A 17,515-nucleotide genomic window follows, 5' to 3' on the forward strand; every position below is an offset into this window, starting at 1 on the left:
CTGCGCGGCGAACTTAAGTGGTCGAGAGAAAGACTAACCAAGTTCCACTGCATCGCAATATCATCGTGACTATGCACAAGAGGCGATGCGTTCGCGCCCGCATCGCCCCAGCTGAGCGGTTATCGACGGAAAACGACGGTCGACGGGGCGTACAAAACATTCCGGCAGAACGCTGTGCATCGGCACAATCTCCCCGATCGCGGCCCGTGATTCGGCGGTGGACCTTTACCCTCGACACATGTTCGGTGGAATCGGCTGGCCCGAATTCATGATTCTGCTCGTCGCGGCCCTCGTCATTCTCGGTCCGGAACGACTGCCCGGTGCCATCCAGTGGAGTATGGACGCATTCCGGCAGGCTCGCGATTATGTCGGGGGTGCGGCGGACCAGCTGCGCTCGGAAATCGGTCCCGAGATGGACGAGTTTCGCGAGCCGCTGGCGCAGTTGCGCGAACTGCGCGGTATGTCCCCGCGTGATATCGCCACCAAATATCTGCTGGACGGTGACGATTCGATTCTGACCGGCGAATTCGAACCGGCTCCGGGAAATTCGGCCGGACCTGCTCCCGAACCGCCGGGCGCGCCTGTCGACGGCGGTGCGACCGTCGAGTTCAAGGAGTGGATCGATCCCGCCAACGGCGGTGTTGTCGACGCCGCCACCTGGACGTATCCGGTCGAGCCGCGACCTGTCGTGGACGAGCTGCCCCGATTCGATCTGGAAGCCACGTAGCAGGATTCCGGCCGCGCCGACCCCGCCGCGCCGCCACGAACCCGTCATACCTTTCGGCCCGACGAGGCCGTGGTCGGCGGGTTCGTTTTCGTGCGCCGGTATGCCTTTGTGATCGGCGCGATCGGTAATTACGGCACCGGCGAATGGGATAATGAAATGCGGTTCGTTCGATACCATCGCTCGCACGATACCGTTGTGCATTGTCACGAGCGGTCTTGTTCTCGATGAAATACCGGATAATGTGTTCTGTGCAATGTAAATCAGCCGCGCAGGCAGAGGGTTGAACAGGCTATGAACAAGTTCGGAAAGTTGATGGCGGCGGCAGCACTCGCCGGTGGATTGGCGTTGTCGGCCGGGCCGGCCAGCGCCGCGGTACTGGCGGTGACCCCCGTGGACGACAGCTCCGGCTCCTCGATTCCCGGGCTCGACGGCGGCTCGTCGTCCCTGCCGGGGCTCGGCGGCGGCACCACGCCGTCGCCGTCCACCACCACGACCGCCCCCACGCCGTCCGCCCCGTCGGCGAATTCGGTCGCTTTCAGCACCGGCTCGGCGTTGATCGACTCCAGCCTCGGCATGCTGTGCTCGCTCACCGGCTCCGCGGCCGGTTCCGCCGGTTCCTCGGGCACCACCCTGCCGGGCTGCTGAGGGCTGCCGCAATATTTTCGACAACTGAGGAACCGAGCGGCCCGGTGAGGTTCACCGGGCCGCTCGGCCTTCGGGACAGGAGGTTGATCATGGGTGCACTGAGCCCCACACATCTGTTGATCGTCGTCGGCGTACTCGTCGTGCTGTTCGGGGCGAAACGCTTGCCCGAGGCCGCCCGCGGCGCCGGTCGTTCGCTGCGCATCTTCAAGAGCGAGGTGCGAGAGATGCAGTCGGAGAACAGCGAACCGCCGCATGCGCAGGAATCCGGTCCGGAGCCGGAGCGAGCGGCGACCGCGATCGCGCGCCCGATGCCGGCCGCGACGGTGTCGGCCTTCGAGGCCGGTGCGCGGCCGGAACCGCATCCGGCGGTACCGGAACCAGGAAAAGTCTTGTCCGAGAAGTGATCTCTCTCGGCCCGTCATCGACTACAGAACGACTTCGGCCGGGGTGGTCGGGTCCGTCGGCGCGATATCGCGCGACCGACGCCGACGCCCCGGCCGTTCGACTATCGAGGGATGCAATGGTTTTCGACCCGTGCAAGGTTGCCGCTCGGCGTGCCGTCGCGATAGCGCTGGCCATGCTGCTGTTCCTGATGCCGATTCCCGGCGGGGCCGCGCCGCCGAAACCGTCGGCGGTCAGCTCGATCGTCAAGGACGGGCGGACCTGGCATCTGAAGGTGTATTCGGCGGCGATGGGGAAAGAGGTCGCCGTCGACGTGCTCCGTCCGGTCGACACCTCGCGGCCCGCGCCGGATCTCTACATGCTCAACGGCCTGGACGCCGGTGAGGGGCCGATGAACTGGCAGAAGCAGACCACGGCGATCCAGTGGCTCGGTAGCAAGCCGATCAACGTCGTGCAGCCGATCGGTGGTCGCGGCAGCTACTACACCGACTGGGACAAGCCGGATCCCCGTCTGGGCGTGAACAAATGGAAGACGTTCCTGACCACGGAACTGCCGCCGCTGCTGGACCGGACCCTGCACTCGACGGGGTTGAATGCCCTGACCGGTCTGTCGATGTCCGGAATCTCGGTGCTGCAACTGGCCGAGGCCAAGCCCGGACTGTGGAAGTCCGTCGCGGCCTACAGCGGGTGCGCGCAGATCGCCGATCCGATGGGGCGGATGTTCGTGAACCTGGTCATCGGCCTGTGGGCGGGCGGCAACCCGCAGAACATGTACGGCCCCGCTGACAGCCCGGAATGGGTGCAGAACGATCCGCTCGTCAACGCGGAGAAGCTGCGCGGCACGCTGCTCTACATCTCCAGTGGGAACGGGCTGCCCACGCCGGTTGACATTCAGAACTATCAGAAACAGGCCCGCGGCGGGCCCGCCGGTGACGTCAACCTCGGCCTAGGCATGATCATCGAGGCCGCAGCCGATCAGTGCACCCACAATCTCCAGACCCGGCTCGATACATTGCGTATCCCGGCGACATTCCAATTCACCCCGACCGGCACGCACTATTGGCCGTATTGGGAAGAGGCACTGCATAATTCGTGGCCGCTGCTCGCCCAGGGGATGGGTCTGAAAGGGTAGTGGACGTGGAGGTCGTCCGTAGTCGCGGGCGGCCTTCGAATCCGGTTGCTGATGCTCGAGATGGCTTGTGCCCCAGCCGATGTGCGCCCCAGCCGATGTACGTCCAAGGTGATGCGCCCCCAAGGTGATGTACGCCGGAGGTGATGTACGCCGGAGGTGGTGCGCGCCGGAGGTGGTGCGCGCCGGAGGTGGTGCGCGCCGGAGGTGGTGCGCGCCGGAGGTGGTGCGCGCCGGAGGTGGTGCGCGCCGGAGGTGGTGCGCGCCGGAGGTGGTGCGCGCCGGAGGTGGTGCGCGCCGGAGGTGGTGCGCGCCGGAGGTGGTGCGCGCCGGAGGTGGTGCGCGCTGGAGGTGATGTGCGCCAAGGTGGTGCCCGCCGGAGGTGGTGCGCGCCGGAGGTGATGTGCGCCAAGGTGGTGCCCGCCCGAGGTGATGTGCGCCGGAGGTGATGTGCGCCAAGGTGGTGCCCGCCCGAGGTGATGTGCGCCGGAGGTGATGTGCGCCAAGGTGGTGCCCGCCCGAGGTGATGTGCGCCGGAGGTGATGTGCGCTCGATCCATCGGATTCGCGGGCCGCGTGATTCGAGGGTCGCATCGAGACTACGTCGTGGCAATCTGCGAGCCCGCAGCCGTTGTTGCCGTGGGCTTCTCGGATGCTCGTTGCGGAGCCTCAGGCTCCTGCGGACGCGGTGATCGCCGGAACCGGTGACGTCGCGCCCCGGCAGTAGGCGCGAACGATCAACGCCGCCTGGAGATTCCACAGTCCGGGCTGGGTGAGCGGATCGTATCCGGTGAATTCCTCGATGCGGCGCAGCCGGTAATCGATCGTATTGCGGTGCAGGTTCATCAGTCTGGCGGTATCGCGGCGGTTCAGATTGGTCTGCAAGTGAGTGAGCAGCGTCTGGAGCAGGTGCGGATGATCGTCCAGTGGGTCCAGAATGGTCGCCAGCCGGTCGCGTGCGGGGCCGGGACGGGTGATCTGGTACTCCAGCGCCACGTCCGCGAAGCGGTAGAGACCGGCCGGATAGTCCAGTCGCCCAACGAGATCCAGCAGATCGTGCGCGTGGTCGGCGAAGTCGGCCAGGGCGGTGCGTGGCGCGAAGGACACCGTCGCGGTCACCGGCACGTGCGCCGCGACGGACAACTGCGCGATCAACTCCTCCAGCGCGGCGTCGTCGGCCGCGCGGGACGGGATCAGGATGGTTCCGCCGCAGTCCCCGAGCGTCGAGAGCATCGGCAGTTCGCACCCGTTGGCCAGGGCCGTGCGGATGCCCCACATGGCGCGGTGTCGCATATGCGCCCGATCGCCGGGGAGGCCGGAATCCTGCTGTGCGGCAATGGTTATCGCGAGGACTGCGTAGGTCTCCTCGGCCTGCTGGGGCGAGTCGACGGGCAGATTCCCGAGGGTGGCCGCGATGACGTGGAAGGGCACCGCGGGCGCCATCGCGGCCGGGCGCAGCGCGGTGACGCCGGTCTCGGCGATCGTCGAGGTGACCAGTTCGCGAATCTCGATGAACCGCTTGGTCGCCGTGACGAGCCGGTCGTCGTCGGAGACGGCCGTCCGGGAGAGCTGCTCGAAGCTCTCGCGGGCCGCCCGCTGCATCGCCGCCGCGCAGTGCTCGGTGGAAAGTCCTTGTGCCGCAGCGGCTCCGACCGCTTCGCGCAGGCGGTCGAGGATGCCGGCGACCCGTTCGGGCTCGTCCGGCGCGCGGAGCAGATCGGTGAGTACCGTCCGGCAGATCCGGAGGATCTCCGCCTGTTCGGCGGGGACGAGGTGATCACGGCGCGGTGCGCGCTGATCACCGATGGATGGGAGCGGATAGCGGACGTCAGCGGTGACGAACATGTGTACTCCATTCGACGCTCGGCTCGGCCGCGAGGGCCGGGGCCGGTCGGTAGTCCCGGATGTTCTCTCGGAGTGAAGGACAGAATAGCCCCGAATGAAACAATGCATCAATACCTGATGCATCGGCTATTTCGGCCACGAGAGAATCGAGTGATTCGTGCTGAGCGCGGCACCGAATATTTGGATCCGGTCACAGTTCGTGTTGTCACGATGCCCCAATAGGGCTCGATCGTCCCTCCCGAGATCTCGGCGGTGCGTACCATGCGCCGCGATCGTGACGGATGCCCGGCAGCGTCGAGGGGGAGTGCGAATCTCGTTGTGCAAGTGAGGGTGTCGAGCTTTCCGAGCCGGGGCCGGTAATCGTCGTAACAATTCCAGCGTTGCCGCCACGGCATTCCGCGGCCCGGTCGGCCCGACGTAACTTATCCGTGTGGCACCGCACTGCGCGGCCGGTGCCACACTCTCGCCCGGCGGTACCCCACCATTTCAGCAGCAGGCCCACGGTCGGGGCCGCCGGGCGAGTTCCGCCTCAGGCGGCGTGCCCGATGTGGTGCGCCGAATCGCCGATGACCGCGGCGTCCGAACCGATCAGGGTGCGCAGGAATCTCTCCTGGGCGCGGCGTCCGCGCACGGCCGCGCGCGCCACACCGCCCGGCACGATCCGCGCGGTGATCGAGCGGAACAGGTTGATCGGAATGCGCAGCAGCGGATACCAGGGCAGCACATATCCGGGCAGCCCCAGTTTCCGCATGGCCGAGGGGCCCAGGAACAGGCTCGAGACCGACAGATGCTGGAGCCGGGCGATGCGCCCGCGCAGTCCCGGCAGATTGGGATAGTGCCAGCCCAGCGGATCGTCGGCCATCGGCACCGCGAGCTGCGGCGAGGTCTCGTCGGGATTGGTGATGGCGGTGAGGCAGTGGTAGAGAACGCGGACCGAGTCGCGAAAGCTGTTGGGCAGCAATTGATCATCCACGCCGATCAGCCAGCCCACGTAGCGGGTCAGATGGGCCGCGGCCTCGAGGTCGCGCGGCGGTGCCAGCAATCCCATCGCCATCGCGCCGACGAAGGGCGCGATCAACGCGCCCACGAGCGTGGCGGCCATATCGGTCTGATTGATCGGCAGCCCCCACTCCTCGCCCTGCCAGTCGGGCATGGCCGCGACGTGGCGGCGCACCAGGGCGTGGATGAACCGCACGTGGATCGTGGAGCGGTAACCCGGGCCCAGCGGGGACATCCCGCCCTCGCTGGTGACGTCCAGTGCCCACTGGAGGGTTTCGGCGAATCGCTTGGACGGCCCCTTTTCCAGCGCGCCGGTGCGCAGCAGCGTCTTGTTGAAGCCCGAGGCCAGATAGCCGCCGAGGAACGACACGTCGCGGGCGATGTAGAGCCCGTCCGCGCTGCCCAGGCGGAAGACCAGTTCGCCGCGCGCGACCTTGTCCCGATCCAGCCACGGCGGCGGGGTCTCGATGTGAACGAAGAACGCGCGCAACGGTTCCGGCGCGTCGGGCACCGCGTCGATACCCTCGCGCAGCGCCTGCTCGAACTGCGGCCGGGTGCGGTCCATGCCCTCCCGGTACATCCAGTCGACGAGTTCGTCCATCCGCTGATCGCCGACGGTCAGGCCCGCGCCGAGTTCGCTCCAGCGCGCGGGGGAGGGTTTGGCCAGGCCCAGCATCAGGGCGAACGGTCGCAGACCGGGGACGGGACGGGGTCCGGCGGGGTGCCGGAGGGGAACGGTCTGATTCATCGGGTGATCTCCTTCGAACTCGTGGCTATCCCGTACTTGACCATCGGCACGATGGTGGTGCGGACGAAATGATGGGTGGCCTCGTCGACGGTGAAGTCGACCCCGCCCTTCGGGGTCAGCATGAGCGAATGTGCCAGTCGGGCAATCATTTCCGCGATCGGCTCACTGTCGTAGCGGGCGATCAGGCGGGCGTGCTGGGCGCGGTCGAGCAGATCGGCGATATAGCCGATGCCCAGGGCGACCATCTCGCCGCCGTGCACCGTGTAGAAGGTCAGCGCCTCTTCGGGCGCGACGTCCAGCAACTGCCGGACCAGCCGGTGCATGCGGGTCTGGCGCAGCACGTACAGCACGGTCTGTTCGATGCGTTCGTCGATGTCCTCGGCGTCGGTGAGGATCGAGCCGACCTCGGTGAGCATGCGTTCGGTCTCGCGTTCGAGCACGGCCTCGATCAGCTTGTCCTTGCCGGAGAAGCGCCGGTAGATGGTGACGCGATTGATGCCGGACCGGCGGGCGATGTCGTCGAGACTGCTCCGTCGGATGCCCACCTGCAGGATTCTGGCCAGGGCCGCGTCCAGGATGCGCTGGTCGACCTCGTCGCGACACTTCGGCATGCACCAACGATACTGAGATTGTTACATTGTGTCAAAAAATGACCCGACGTTGAATCAACTATTGATGCTTTGTTGCATCGGCGTTAATCTGGTCGGCATCCGACACAGGGCAACCAGAGGACGGGGGCCGTCAGTGCTACGCAACACATCCCATGCCGAAGCCGTCGGAGAGGCGCGCGGTGGACCGAACCGCATGCGGCAGAAGCTATCTCGGGACGATCCGGATCAGGACGGCGTCCCACAATCCATGGTGGCGGTGATGACCCATCTGCAGCGGCTGCGGGCCGCGGCCGGCGACCGAGTCGGCGCCGTGGCGACGATGAGTGCGGCCTTGATGAGCGGGGAGAGCGTCGGCGCGGTCGCCCGCGCCGCCGGAATCCCCGTCGCCGAGTCGTACACCGTCGTCGCCCTGGGTATCGCCGGGGAATCGCTACGCCGGATTCCGGTGCAGGCCGAGTCCGAGAGCGGCGCCGCGCGGCTGGCCCGGGTGCAGGACGCGGTGTACGCGGTGTGCGGTGAACAGGCATTACCGCTGCTGGGCGTGCACGGCGGCACGGTGCTGGTGCCGGTGGGCGAGCACGGCGATCTGCCCCCGGAACTCGCGCCGCAGCTCTCGCGCGCGGCGCACGCGCCGGTCGTCGCGGTCGCGGTGCCCGCCGAGGCGCCCGGAATTCCGCGGGCCACCGTGGTCGCGCACGAGCTGCTGGAGATCATCCACCGGCTGCACTACCCGCCGCGGCTGTACCGGTTCCGGGAGCTGTCCCTCGAATACCAGCTCACCCGGCCCGGCCCGGCGACCGAATATCTCCAGACCGTGATCGAGCGGATCGCGGCGCATCCGGATCTGCTCGAGACGCTGCGCCTGCACATCGACAACGGATTCCAGCGCCAGACCACCGCGCGACTGCTCAAGATCCATTGCAACACAGTCGATTACCGGTTGCGCCGGATCCGGGAGCTGACCGGTCTGGATCCGAACTGGCCCAGCGGGCTGTGGTATCTACAGTCCGCGCTCATCGTCTACGGCTACCACTGCGCGGAACTGGCCGCCCCGCGCATCCGTAACCGATCAGCCACTCAGGAGCGGATGTGAGGACAAGCAGTAAGTCCCGGCCGTCGGTCGCCATCGTCGGCAGCGGTTTCAGCGGACTGGGGCTGGCGATCCGGCTCCAGCGCGCGGGCTACACCGATTTCACGATCTTCGAGAAGGCGGACGGGGTCGGCGGGGTCTGGCGCGACAACAGCTATCCGGGCGCGGCCTGCGACGCGCCCTCGCACCTGTATTCCTATTCGTTCCAACCGAATCCGGACTGGTCGCGACGTTTCGCCGAACAGCCCGAGATCCTGCGGTACCTGGAGAACTGCGCCGAGGACAACGCGCTGATGCCGCACATCCGGTTCCGGACCGAGATCGTCGCGGCCCGGTTCGATCCGGTCGCGGTGCACTGGGTGCTGACCGCCGCGGACGGGACGGAGTTCACCGCGGATCTGTTCGTCGCGGCCTGCGGGCAGCTGAGCCGGCCGTCGTATCCGGCGATCGCGGGGCTGGACGAGTTCACCGGACGGGTATTCCATTCGGCGCGTTGGGATCACGAACACGAGCTGGCCGGGCGCGATGTGGCGGTGATCGGAAACGGCGCCAGCGCACTGCAATTCGTGCCGCACATCGCCGAGCGGGCGCGGTCGGTGACGATCTTCCAGCGGCAGCCGTACTGGATCAGTCCCAAGCCGGATCGGGAGTATCCGAAGTTGCGCAAGTTCGTCAATCGACGGATTCCGTTGCTACAGAAGATCTCCCGGGCCGGGATCTTCCTGTGGTTCGAGATGATCCTGAATCCGATGCTGGTCTCCCCGCACGGGCGGCGCATCCTGTCCGCGCCGGTGCGGGCGTGGTGCCGGTGGAATCTGCGGCGGGTGTCCGATCCGGCGTTGCGGGCGGCGTTGACGCCCGGTTACGAGGTCGGCTGCAACCGCATCCTGACCTCCAACGAGTACTATGAGACGCTCAACCGGCCGAACGTCCGGGTCGTCACCCGGCCCATCGATCACATCGGCCCGCGCGCGGTGGTCGATGCCGACGGGCGGGCGCATCACGCCGACACCGTCGTTCTCGCAACGGGTTTCCGCTCCCACGACTTCGTCTCGCCGATGCGGATCACCGGTCTGCACGATCGGGATCTGGACGCGGTGTGGCAGCAGCGGCCGCGGGCGTTCCTGGGGTTGTCGGTGCCGGGCTTCCCGAACTTCTTCCTGATGTACGGGCCCAACACCAATGTCGGTTCGGGCTCGATCGTGCACATGCTGGAGAGCCAGATGAACCATATCGTGCATGCGGTGGAACAACTTTCGCGCATCCGGTATCTCGAGGTGCGCGCGGAGTCGCTGGCACGTTTCGACGAGCGGGCGCAGGATCGGCTCTCGACCACGGTGTGGAACACCGGCGGCTGCCACAGCTGGTACGTGGCCCAGACCGCGACCGGTCCGGTCAACACCAACAACTGGCCCGGGTCGATGCGCGAATACCGCGAGCGCACCCGGCGACTGGATCTGAACGACTACCGCACCACCCCGGAGCTCCCCGAACCGGTGGAAAGCCGCGCCGAACCCGCGGCCGGACCGTATACGGCGCGCGATGTGGCCGGTAGGCTCGGGGCGGGTCCAACTCGAGAGGAATAGACATGGATACTCGCACCGTCGCACGGCAGTGCACCCTCTGTGAGGCGCACTGCGGGATCCTGGTCGCCGTCGAGGGCGATCGCGTCGCCCGGATCGAGGGCAATCCGGACGACGTGCTCTCCCACGGATACATCTGTCCCAAGGCCACGGCCATGGGCGGGCTGCATCACGATCCGGATCGGCTGCGCACCCCGGTGCGGCGGGTCGGCGATCGTTTCGAGCCGATCGGGTGGGACGAGGCGTTCGCCGAGATCGGGCGGCGGCTGCGTGCGATCCGTGCCGAACACGGCGCGAGCGCGATCGGGATGTATTTGGGAAACCCTGCGGCACACAGCACTTCGGGGCTGTACGGGATTCTGCTGCGGGTCGCGCTGGCGACCCGGAACTTCTATTCCGCGTCGTCGATCGATCAGTTCCCGCAGGAGTTCGCGGCCTGGCAGATGTTCGGCTCCAATGTGCTGATGCCGGTCGCCGATATCGACCGCACCGATCGGCTGCTGATCCTGGGTGCGAATCCGGCGGTGTCCAACGGATCGGTCACCACCATGCCCAATGCCCGCCAGCGCATCAAGAATGTGCGGCAGCGGGGCGGGAAGGTCGTGGTGATCGATCCGCGGCGGACCGAGACCGCGCGGCTGGCCGATGAGCATGTGGCGGTGATTCCGGGCGGGGATGTGTATCTGCTGCTGGGGATGTTGCACGTGCTGATCTCGGAGGGATTGTGCGACGCCGTCGCGGTGCGGGCGCGGTGCACCGGCTGGGAGGAGCTGAGTGCGCTTGCGGCGCAATGCGATCCGGAGGTCGCCGCGCCTCGTGCCGGTGTCGACGCGGAGACCATTCGCCGATTGGCGCGTGAGCACGCCGCCGCCACGTCCGCCCTGATCTACGCGCGGATCGGGGTGTGTCAGCAGGTCACCGGCACGCTCACGCACTGGCTGGTGAATACGATCAACGCGGTCACCGGGAATCTGGATCGGCCCGGTGGGCAGATGTTCGCGACCCCGCCCGCCGACGCCGCGCCCTACGCGAAATATCTGCGGGTCAAGCACGGTGCGTGGACCGATCGTTCGGGGCGGTACAAGTCGTTCCGCACCGAGCTGCCGGTCGCGGCGATGGCCGAGGAGATCCTCGCCGAGGGCGAGGGGCAGATCCGCGCGATGGTCACCTATGCCGGGAATCCGGTGCTTTCCACACCGCAGCGCGGGAAGCTGGGGGAGGCGCTGGATTCGCTGGAATTCTATGTGGCCGTTGACATGTACGTGACCGAGACGACGCGGCACGCGGACATCATCCTGCCGCCGGTCTCGCCGCTCGAACGCACCGATGTGAATCTGCTGTTCCCGGTGTTCAGCGTGCGCAACAACCTGCGCTACGACGCCGCGGTCTTCGAACCCCCGGCCGGGGGTAAGGAGGACTGGGAGATCATGGCGCGGTTGATCACCGAGGTGCTGCCGCTACCGGTGCGGCGGTTCACCGCGCCGGTAGCGGACCGAATCTTCGCCCAGCTCAACCCGATTCGCCTCGCCGGGGCCGCCATCGCCGCGGGTCCCTACGGTGTGCTGCGACGTGGACGCAAGGGGCTCACGGTCGCGAAGGTGCGGGCCATGCCGGGCGGCGCGGATCTCGGACCACTGCGGCCGCGGCTGGATTCGATCATCGCGACCCGGGATCGGCGGGTGCACCTCGCGCCGCCGGATTTCCTGGCCGCCGCGCGCACCCTGCTCGAGCATGATCGCGAGGCCGGGGCGGACGGTTACGATCTGCGCCTGATCGGCCGACGTCACCTGCGCAGCAACAACTCCTGGCTGCACAACGTCCCGGCGATGGTGAAGGGCCGCGACCGCTGCACCGCGCTGATGCATCCCGCCGACGCCGCCGACCGCGGTCTCGTGGACGGCGAACAGGTGACCGTCACCTCGCGCACCGGTTCGATCGTCGTCACGCTCGAGGTCGGCGACGAGATCCGGCCGGGAACCGTTGCGGTGCCGCATGGTTGGGGCCATCGCGAACCTGGCGTCGGGTGGCGGTTGGCCGCGTCGCTGCCGGGTTCGAATGTGAATCTGCTGCACGATCCGGCGCTGGTCGATCCGATCTCCGGGACGGCGGCGGTGAACAACACGTGGGTCAATATCACGAGTGCGGCCGGGATGCGGGCGGACATATCCGCTGCGGCCGAGAACATTCCGCTGCCGACCGCCTGACATTCGAGCCCGAGAGGCCGCGCGGGTTCCGAAGTCGGGGTGTGAACCGCGGCTTCGGAACCCGATGCGTTCGCGTGCGGGGACTATTTCATCAGTGCCGCAACGGCTTTCGCGGCGCTCTGGGCCGCGCTCTCCATGGTGGCGGACCAGTCGGTGCGGGTCCAGTCACCGGCGATGACCAGGTTGGGAACCGAGGTGCGCTGGTCGGGGCGCAGATTGTCGGTGCCGACGGCCTGGGAGAAGGTCGCCCGGGGCATCTTGACCACGTGCGCGTGCACCACCTCGGCGGCCGCGGCGGCGGGATAGTGCTTGCGCAGCAACGCGATCTGCTCGGTGATGATCTCCTCGTTGCTCTTGTGGATCTGCTCGTAGGCCCCACTGGTGGTCAGGCAGTACAGCCAGGCCCCGTCGGGGACGCGGCGGTGCATGCGCTGGCGGTCGAAGACCTCGTCGATGACGCCCGTGCCGCCGATGATCGCCTCCATCGCGGCCTTGGTGCCCAGCGGCCGATCCAGGTAGAGGTTCGTGCTCACGATCGGCGTATAACCCAATTTGTCTGCCGCGGCATACAATTCGGCGTGTTCGGGCAGTCCGTCGAGCAGTCCGTGGATGCGCGAGTTGGGCACCGCGACGATGACGCCGTCGGCATCGACCACACTGCCGTCGGCCAGCCGCACACCCGTGGCCCGGCCGTTCTCGATGACGACGCGGTCGGCCACGGCCCGGAACCGCACCTCGACGCCGTACCGCTCGAACGCGCGCTCGGCCCCGGTGATGAACAATGTATCCAGATCGACTGTCGGATAACCGATTCCGACCGCGTGACGGCCCTTGATGCCCTTCCGGATGCCGGTGGCCAGCACATCGGCGAACACCTTGGCCGATTCGCGGTCCACCCGCTCGGCCGCGATCCCGAGCGCCAGCCAATCCCACAGTGCCTCACGGGCTTTGGCAGGCATGCCGATGCGCTGGAACCAGCGTTCGGTGGTGATGTCGGCCAGATCCGCGGGCTGGAACAATGCCTCGCGCCCCAGCCGCAGGGTGGCCCGCAAGGCGCGCAGCCGTTCGATCGGGCTCGCGTCCGGATGCGCGCCGAACAGGGTGGGCAGGGCGCGAATTCCCTTGGTGTGCATGAGAACCGAGCGGCCGTCGGGCCAGCGCAGCGCGCCGCCGTGCGGGAACTCCACCAGATGTTCGGTGCCCACGCTGCGCAGATAGCGGAACAGGTTGTCGTAGCCGGTGGCCAGCACGTGCTGGCCGTTGTCGGCCAGATCATCGACCTCCGGCACCCGCATCGCCTGGGTGCGCCCGCCCAGCCGGGCCCGGCGTTCGAGCAGCGTCACCCGGTGTCCGGCTTCGGCGAGCCATACCGCGGAGGCCAGCCCGGCCAGCCCGCCACCGACGACCACGAATCGGCGGGTGTTGTCCATCTGCGACCTCCGGGTGCGAGAGAGCGGGCAGCGATCACGGCGACCCCTGTCCGAGTATGAGTCAAAGATAGGTTTCATGTTTCATTGCCGCAAGCGCGGATGTCGGTCGTGACCAACCGGATCGGCGCGGGATGGTGAATCCGCACAGGTATCCTGAGCGACCATGGCACGGGATGAACGTGGTGTGACAGCGCAGAGTGAGGATTTCGCCGCCTGGTACAACGAGGTGGTCTTCAAGGCGGGGCTCGTGGATCGAGGTCCGGCCAAGGGCACCATGATCATCCGACCGTATGGCTACAGATTGTGGGAGCAGCTCCAGAGCGAACTCGACCGGCGGATCAAGGAGACCGGACACGAGAACGCCTATTTCCCCCTGCTGATTCCGCAGAGTTACCTCAGTCGCGAGGCCGAACACGTCGAGGGTTTCTCCCCGGAACTGGCGATCGTCACCCACGCGGGCGGTAAGGAACTCGACGAGCCGCTGGTGGTGCGGCCGACCTCGGAGACCATCATCGGCGAGATGATGGCCAAGTGGATCGGCTCGCACCGGGATCTGCCGCTGCTGCTGAACCAGTGGTCCAATGTGGTGCGCTGGGAGATGCGGCCGCGAATGTTCCTGCGCACCACCGAATTCCTGTGGCAGGAGGGCCACACCGCACATCTGGATCGGGACGACGCGTTGCGCGAGACCATGCTCGCGCTGGACATCTATCACGAGGTCGCCCGGGATCTGGCCGCGATACCGGTGGTGCCGGGGGAGAAGACCCCGGGCGAGCGGTTCGCCGGTGCGGTCGCGACCCACACCATCGAGGGCATGATGCGCGACGGCCGCGCCCTGCAGGCCGGAACCTCGCACTACATGGGCACCAACTTCGCCACCGCCTTCGGCATCCGCTACACCGGCGAGCAGGGCCGGGAAGAGTTGTGCCACACCACATCCTGGGGTATGAGCACCCGCATGATCGGCGGCATCGTGATGACCCACGGCGACGACAAGGGCCTGGTGTTCCCGCCGCGCCTCGCGCCGCACCAGGTGGTGATCGTGCCGATCGTCCGGGGTGCGGACACCGAGGTGCTCGCGGCCGCCGATCGGCTGGCCGGTGCGTTGCGCGCGGCCGGTGTGCGCGTCCACGTCGACGCCCGCCCGCAACTCACCCCTGGATTCAAGTACAACGAATGGGAGATGCGCGGCGTCCCGATCCGCCTGGAACTCGGCCCCCGCGACCTGGCGAACGGCACCGCGATGATGGTGAAACGTCTTGGCGGAGAAGGTAAACAGTCCGTCGCCCTGGACTCCCTGCCCAAGGAGATTCCCGCCATCCTGGAGGAATTCCAGTCCTACCTCCTGGCCCGCGCCACCGCGTTCCGCGACGAGCACACCCGAACCGTGGACACCTGGGACGAATTCGCCGAAGCGGTATCCACCGGCTGGGCCGTGGCCCTGCACTGCGGCACCCGGGAGTGCGAGGAACAGATCAAATCCGCCACCGCCGCCACCCCGCGCTGCATCCCGGCTGACGGCGACCCCGCCACCGGCACCTGCGTACGCTGCGACGCCCCGTCCGCCTACGGCAAGCGCGTCATCTTCGGCCGCGCCTACTGATCCCCGCCCCGGCCCCGCACTCTGGGGCCGGGCCTTCATCGATCCGGGAATTGTTGCCGCACAACGTGCCCGGCCCCGCGTCCCTGGGCTGGGCAGGAGTCTCTACTGCGTGCCGGGAATTGTTGCCGCACGACGTGCCCGGCCCTGCGCCTCTGGTTCGGGCAGGAGTCTCTACTGCGTGCCGGGAATTGTTGCCGCACGACGTGCCCGGCCCTGCGCCTCTGGGCCGGGTCGGAGTCTCTACTACGTGTCGATCGTCTACGTGTCGATCGTCGCGGCCGACGCGGCGATGAGATCGCGGAGCCAGGCGTGGGCCGGGTCGGTGTCCACACGGGCGTGCCACGACATGATGGCGCGGATCGGCGGGAGGGGGAAGGGGAGCGGGTGGACGGTGAGGCCGGGGTGGATGGTGTGGTGAGCGAAGGACGCCGGGGCGACCGCGGCGAGGTCGCCGGTGGCCACCGCGCGCAGGGCGATGTCGAGGGTGGGGACCGAAAGTACTACGCGCCTGGATAGTCCGTGTTCTTCGAGGATGTCGTCGATCGGGTCGCGCAGACGGCCGCGGCGGGATACCGCGACGTGCTCCAACGCCGCGAATTCCGCTGGGGTGCGGGGTGTTTCGGGGCTGGTGCGGACCAGGACGAGATGGTCGGCGGCGACGACCCGGGAGCGTAGATCCGGTTCGTGCGGTTCGTCGGCGGTGAGGCGGACGTCGATGCGGCCCTCGCGGAGTTCGTTCGACGCGGTCTCGGATTCGCCGAGGATCCGCAGCCGGACGCCGGGAGCGTCGCGGCGGATGCGGGTCAGCAGATCCGCGACCATCGCGTTGGCCAGCACGTCGTTGCACTGCACGGTGAAGATGCGCCGCACCGTCGCGGCGTCGAAATCCGTTGGCGGCGTGAGGATCGCGTGCGCCTGCTCGACCAGGGCGCGCAACTCGTCGCGGATCTGCTCGGCGTAGGGCGTCGGGAGCATGGTGCGGCCCGAGCGGACCAGGATCGGATCGCCGGTCACCCGGCGCAGGCGGGCGAGGGTGCGGCTCATGGCCGGTTGGGACAGATGCATGCGATCCGCGGCCGCGCCCACGCTCCGCTCGGCCAGCAGGACGTCCAGGGCGGTGAGCAGGTTCAGATCCACATGCATGTGGTGCATGGTAAAGATCAGAAGCATGCATTTGCAATCATATCGTGGCGGTCGTTGAATTGATTTCGGCACCAATGGATTTCGACAAGGGAAGCAGATCATGCGAGTAGTCGTCGCAGGCGGTGGACTGGTCGGGTTGACGGCCGCGGCCGCGCTCGGTCAGGCGGGCCACGAGGTGACCGTCGTGGAACAGGCATCGGAGATCCGCGCGGCGGGTGCGGGAATCGGGCTGTGGGAGAACGCACTTCGCGAATTCGATCGGCTCGGCATCGGCGCGGACGTGCGATCGGCCGGTCACGAGATCGACGCGTGGTTCTTCGACGCGGCCGGTCGTCCGGTGCGTCCGGCCGGCTACGGCGACGACGCGCACCGGTTCCTGTTCGTCGCACGACCGGAACTGAATGTCCTGCTGGCCGATGCGGTTGGCCCGCAACGCATTCGGCTCGGCGACCGGGTCACCGGATTCACCGAGACCGGCGACGGGGTACGCGTACTGCTCGAGTCCGGGCGGCACCTCGACGCGGATCTGCTCGTCGGCGCGGACGGCGTGCACTCGAAGGTCCGGGCCGCACTCGTGCCCGACAGCGCCGCGCGACCCGACGCCGGTCACTACGCGTGGCGCGCAGTGATTCCCGCCGGTGCCGAACGTCCCGAGGGCACCGTCCTGACCGTCGGCCGCGACCGCACCCGCGGTGGCTACTCCCGCCTGCCCGGCGACCGAACGATGTGGATGGTGAACCAGTTCGACGTCGGCGAACTACCCGGCACACCGCGTGACCGGGCCCTCGCGCGAGCGCACAACCTCGCCGAGAACGGCTGGCACGACGAGTTGCTGCGGATGATCGAGGCCACCCCGGAGGACGCGATCCTGGAGAACCCGATCCTGCTCGTCCCGGAACTTCCGCACTGGACCTCCGCACATGTGGCGCTGATCGGCGATGCGGCACACGGCCTTTCACCGCACATCTCCGCCGGCGGCACCCTCGGCGTCGAGGATGTCGGCGTACTGCGGGCATGCCTGTCCGCCACCGCGGATCTCCCGACCGCCCTGCGCGAATACGAGCGCCGCCGCCGGGAACGATTCGCCCGCGTCCGGGAATTCTCGGCGGAGATCGAATTCGCCGCCGACGCCGGACAATTCGCCCGGCGATACGCGGCGTTCAGCCACTGGATGCTGACCACGGCCCCGTACGACGAGAATTGATCCCGAAACTCGAGACCGTACGGTCCGTCCGTTATTTTCCCAAATGCGGTCCCGCACAAGCGGTTCGATGCGACGATCCGTAGCTGACCAGCGCCGATCGCCGCGGTTCCGTCCCCGGGCCTCGCGATATCCGAATTAGCCACGGGAGTGCTC

The 17,515-nt window shown here is 67.6% G+C and carries 13 protein-coding genes and 1 pseudogene; 9 read left to right on the forward strand and 5 right to left on the reverse strand.

From position 1 onward, the window contains the following. Positions 1–238: 238 nt before the first annotated feature. The 4 genes and pseudogenes from tatB to NRB20_RS24395 all read left to right on the forward strand — a co-directional run. Positions 239–601: pseudogene (gene tatB, locus NRB20_RS24380) on the forward strand (Sec-independent protein translocase protein TatB); the annotation flags it as partial. Between the two features lie 417 nt (positions 602–1,018). Further along, positions 1,019–1,372, forward strand: coding sequence for a hypothetical protein (locus NRB20_RS24385; protein ID WP_153412928.1), 354 nt, complete (start codon positions 1,019–1,021; stop codon positions 1,370–1,372). Between the two features lie 89 nt (positions 1,373–1,461). Beyond that, positions 1,462–1,776, forward strand: coding sequence for a Sec-independent protein translocase subunit TatA (tatA, locus tag NRB20_RS24390; RefSeq protein ID WP_153412930.1), 315 nt, complete (start codon positions 1,462–1,464; stop codon positions 1,774–1,776). Between the two features lie 116 nt (positions 1,777–1,892). After that, positions 1,893–2,906, forward strand: a complete 1,014-nt coding sequence (locus tag NRB20_RS24395) for an alpha/beta hydrolase (RefSeq protein ID WP_194289989.1) — start codon at positions 1,893–1,895, stop codon at positions 2,904–2,906. 665 nt (positions 2,907–3,571) lie between these two features. Here NRB20_RS24395 and NRB20_RS24400 read toward each other — a convergent pair. The 3 genes from NRB20_RS24400 to NRB20_RS24410 form a co-directional block, all read right to left on the reverse strand. Beyond that, positions 3,572–4,747: a PucR family transcriptional regulator gene (locus NRB20_RS24400; protein ID WP_194289990.1), complete on the reverse strand. Its 1,176-nt coding sequence runs from the start codon at positions 4,745–4,747 to the stop codon at positions 3,572–3,574. 529 nt (positions 4,748–5,276) lie between these two features. Next, positions 5,277–6,494 carry an oxygenase MpaB family protein gene (locus NRB20_RS24405; protein ID WP_153412933.1) on the reverse strand — a complete coding sequence of 406 codons (1,218 nt, stop codon included), beginning with the start codon at positions 6,492–6,494 and terminating at the stop codon, positions 5,277–5,279. Beyond that, positions 6,491–7,105, reverse strand: coding sequence for a TetR/AcrR family transcriptional regulator (locus NRB20_RS24410; RefSeq protein ID WP_153412935.1), 615 nt, complete (start codon positions 7,103–7,105; stop codon positions 6,491–6,493). The genes NRB20_RS24405 and NRB20_RS24410 overlap by 4 nt, the downstream gene beginning before the upstream one ends. A gap of 193 nt (positions 7,106–7,298) precedes the next feature. Between NRB20_RS24410 and NRB20_RS24415 the strand changes: the two genes are divergently transcribed. Genes NRB20_RS24415 through NRB20_RS24425 form a run of 3 tightly spaced genes read left to right on the forward strand, consistent with a single transcriptional unit; the run spans position 7,299 to position 11,982 of the window. After that, the gene (locus tag NRB20_RS24415; RefSeq protein ID WP_194289991.1) at positions 7,299–8,198 is read left to right on the forward strand and encodes a PucR family transcriptional regulator; all 900 of its coding nucleotides are present in this window, start codon (positions 7,299–7,301) and stop codon (positions 8,196–8,198) included. Further along, positions 8,195–9,781, forward strand: a complete 1,587-nt coding sequence (locus tag NRB20_RS24420; protein WP_319945332.1) for a flavin-containing monooxygenase — start codon at positions 8,195–8,197, stop codon at positions 9,779–9,781. Before NRB20_RS24415 ends, NRB20_RS24420 begins: the two co-directional genes overlap by 4 nt. 2 nt (positions 9,782–9,783) lie before the next feature. Further along, the gene (locus NRB20_RS24425) at positions 9,784–11,982 is read left to right on the forward strand and encodes a molybdopterin oxidoreductase family protein (protein WP_153412938.1); all 2,199 of its coding nucleotides are present in this window, start codon (positions 9,784–9,786) and stop codon (positions 11,980–11,982) included. Positions 11,983–12,065: 83 nt separating this feature from the next. Here NRB20_RS24425 and hpnE read toward each other — a convergent pair whose 3' ends face one another. Continuing rightward, on the reverse strand, positions 12,066–13,412 hold the full coding sequence (gene hpnE, locus NRB20_RS24430) for a hydroxysqualene dehydroxylase HpnE (protein ID WP_153412940.1): 1,347 nt from the start codon (positions 13,410–13,412) through the stop codon (positions 12,066–12,068). Between the two features lie 163 nt (positions 13,413–13,575). Between hpnE and proS the strand changes: the two genes are divergently transcribed. Then, on the forward strand, positions 13,576–15,015 hold the full coding sequence (gene proS, locus NRB20_RS24435; RefSeq protein ID WP_153412942.1) for a proline--tRNA ligase: 1,440 nt from the start codon (positions 13,576–13,578) through the stop codon (positions 15,013–15,015). Positions 15,016–15,273: 258 nt separating this feature from the next. On the opposite strand, the gene NRB20_RS24440 is transcribed toward proS, so the two are convergent. Then, complete coding sequence (locus NRB20_RS24440; protein WP_227833820.1) at positions 15,274–16,185, reverse strand: LysR family transcriptional regulator; 912 nt, start codon at positions 16,183–16,185, stop codon at positions 15,274–15,276. Between the two features lie 31 nt (positions 16,186–16,216). On the opposite strand from NRB20_RS24440, the gene NRB20_RS24445 reads away from it, so the two are divergent. Next, complete coding sequence (locus NRB20_RS24445) at positions 16,217–17,362, forward strand: FAD-dependent monooxygenase (RefSeq protein WP_406603872.1); 1,146 nt, start codon at positions 16,217–16,219, stop codon at positions 17,360–17,362. Positions 17,363–17,515 lie beyond the last annotated feature (153 nt).

Origin of the sequence: Nocardia macrotermitis (assembly GCF_009604405.1) — a bacterium.
In the GTDB taxonomy this organism is placed as follows: Bacteria; Actinomycetota; Actinomycetes; order Mycobacteriales; family Mycobacteriaceae; genus Nocardia; species Nocardia macrotermitis.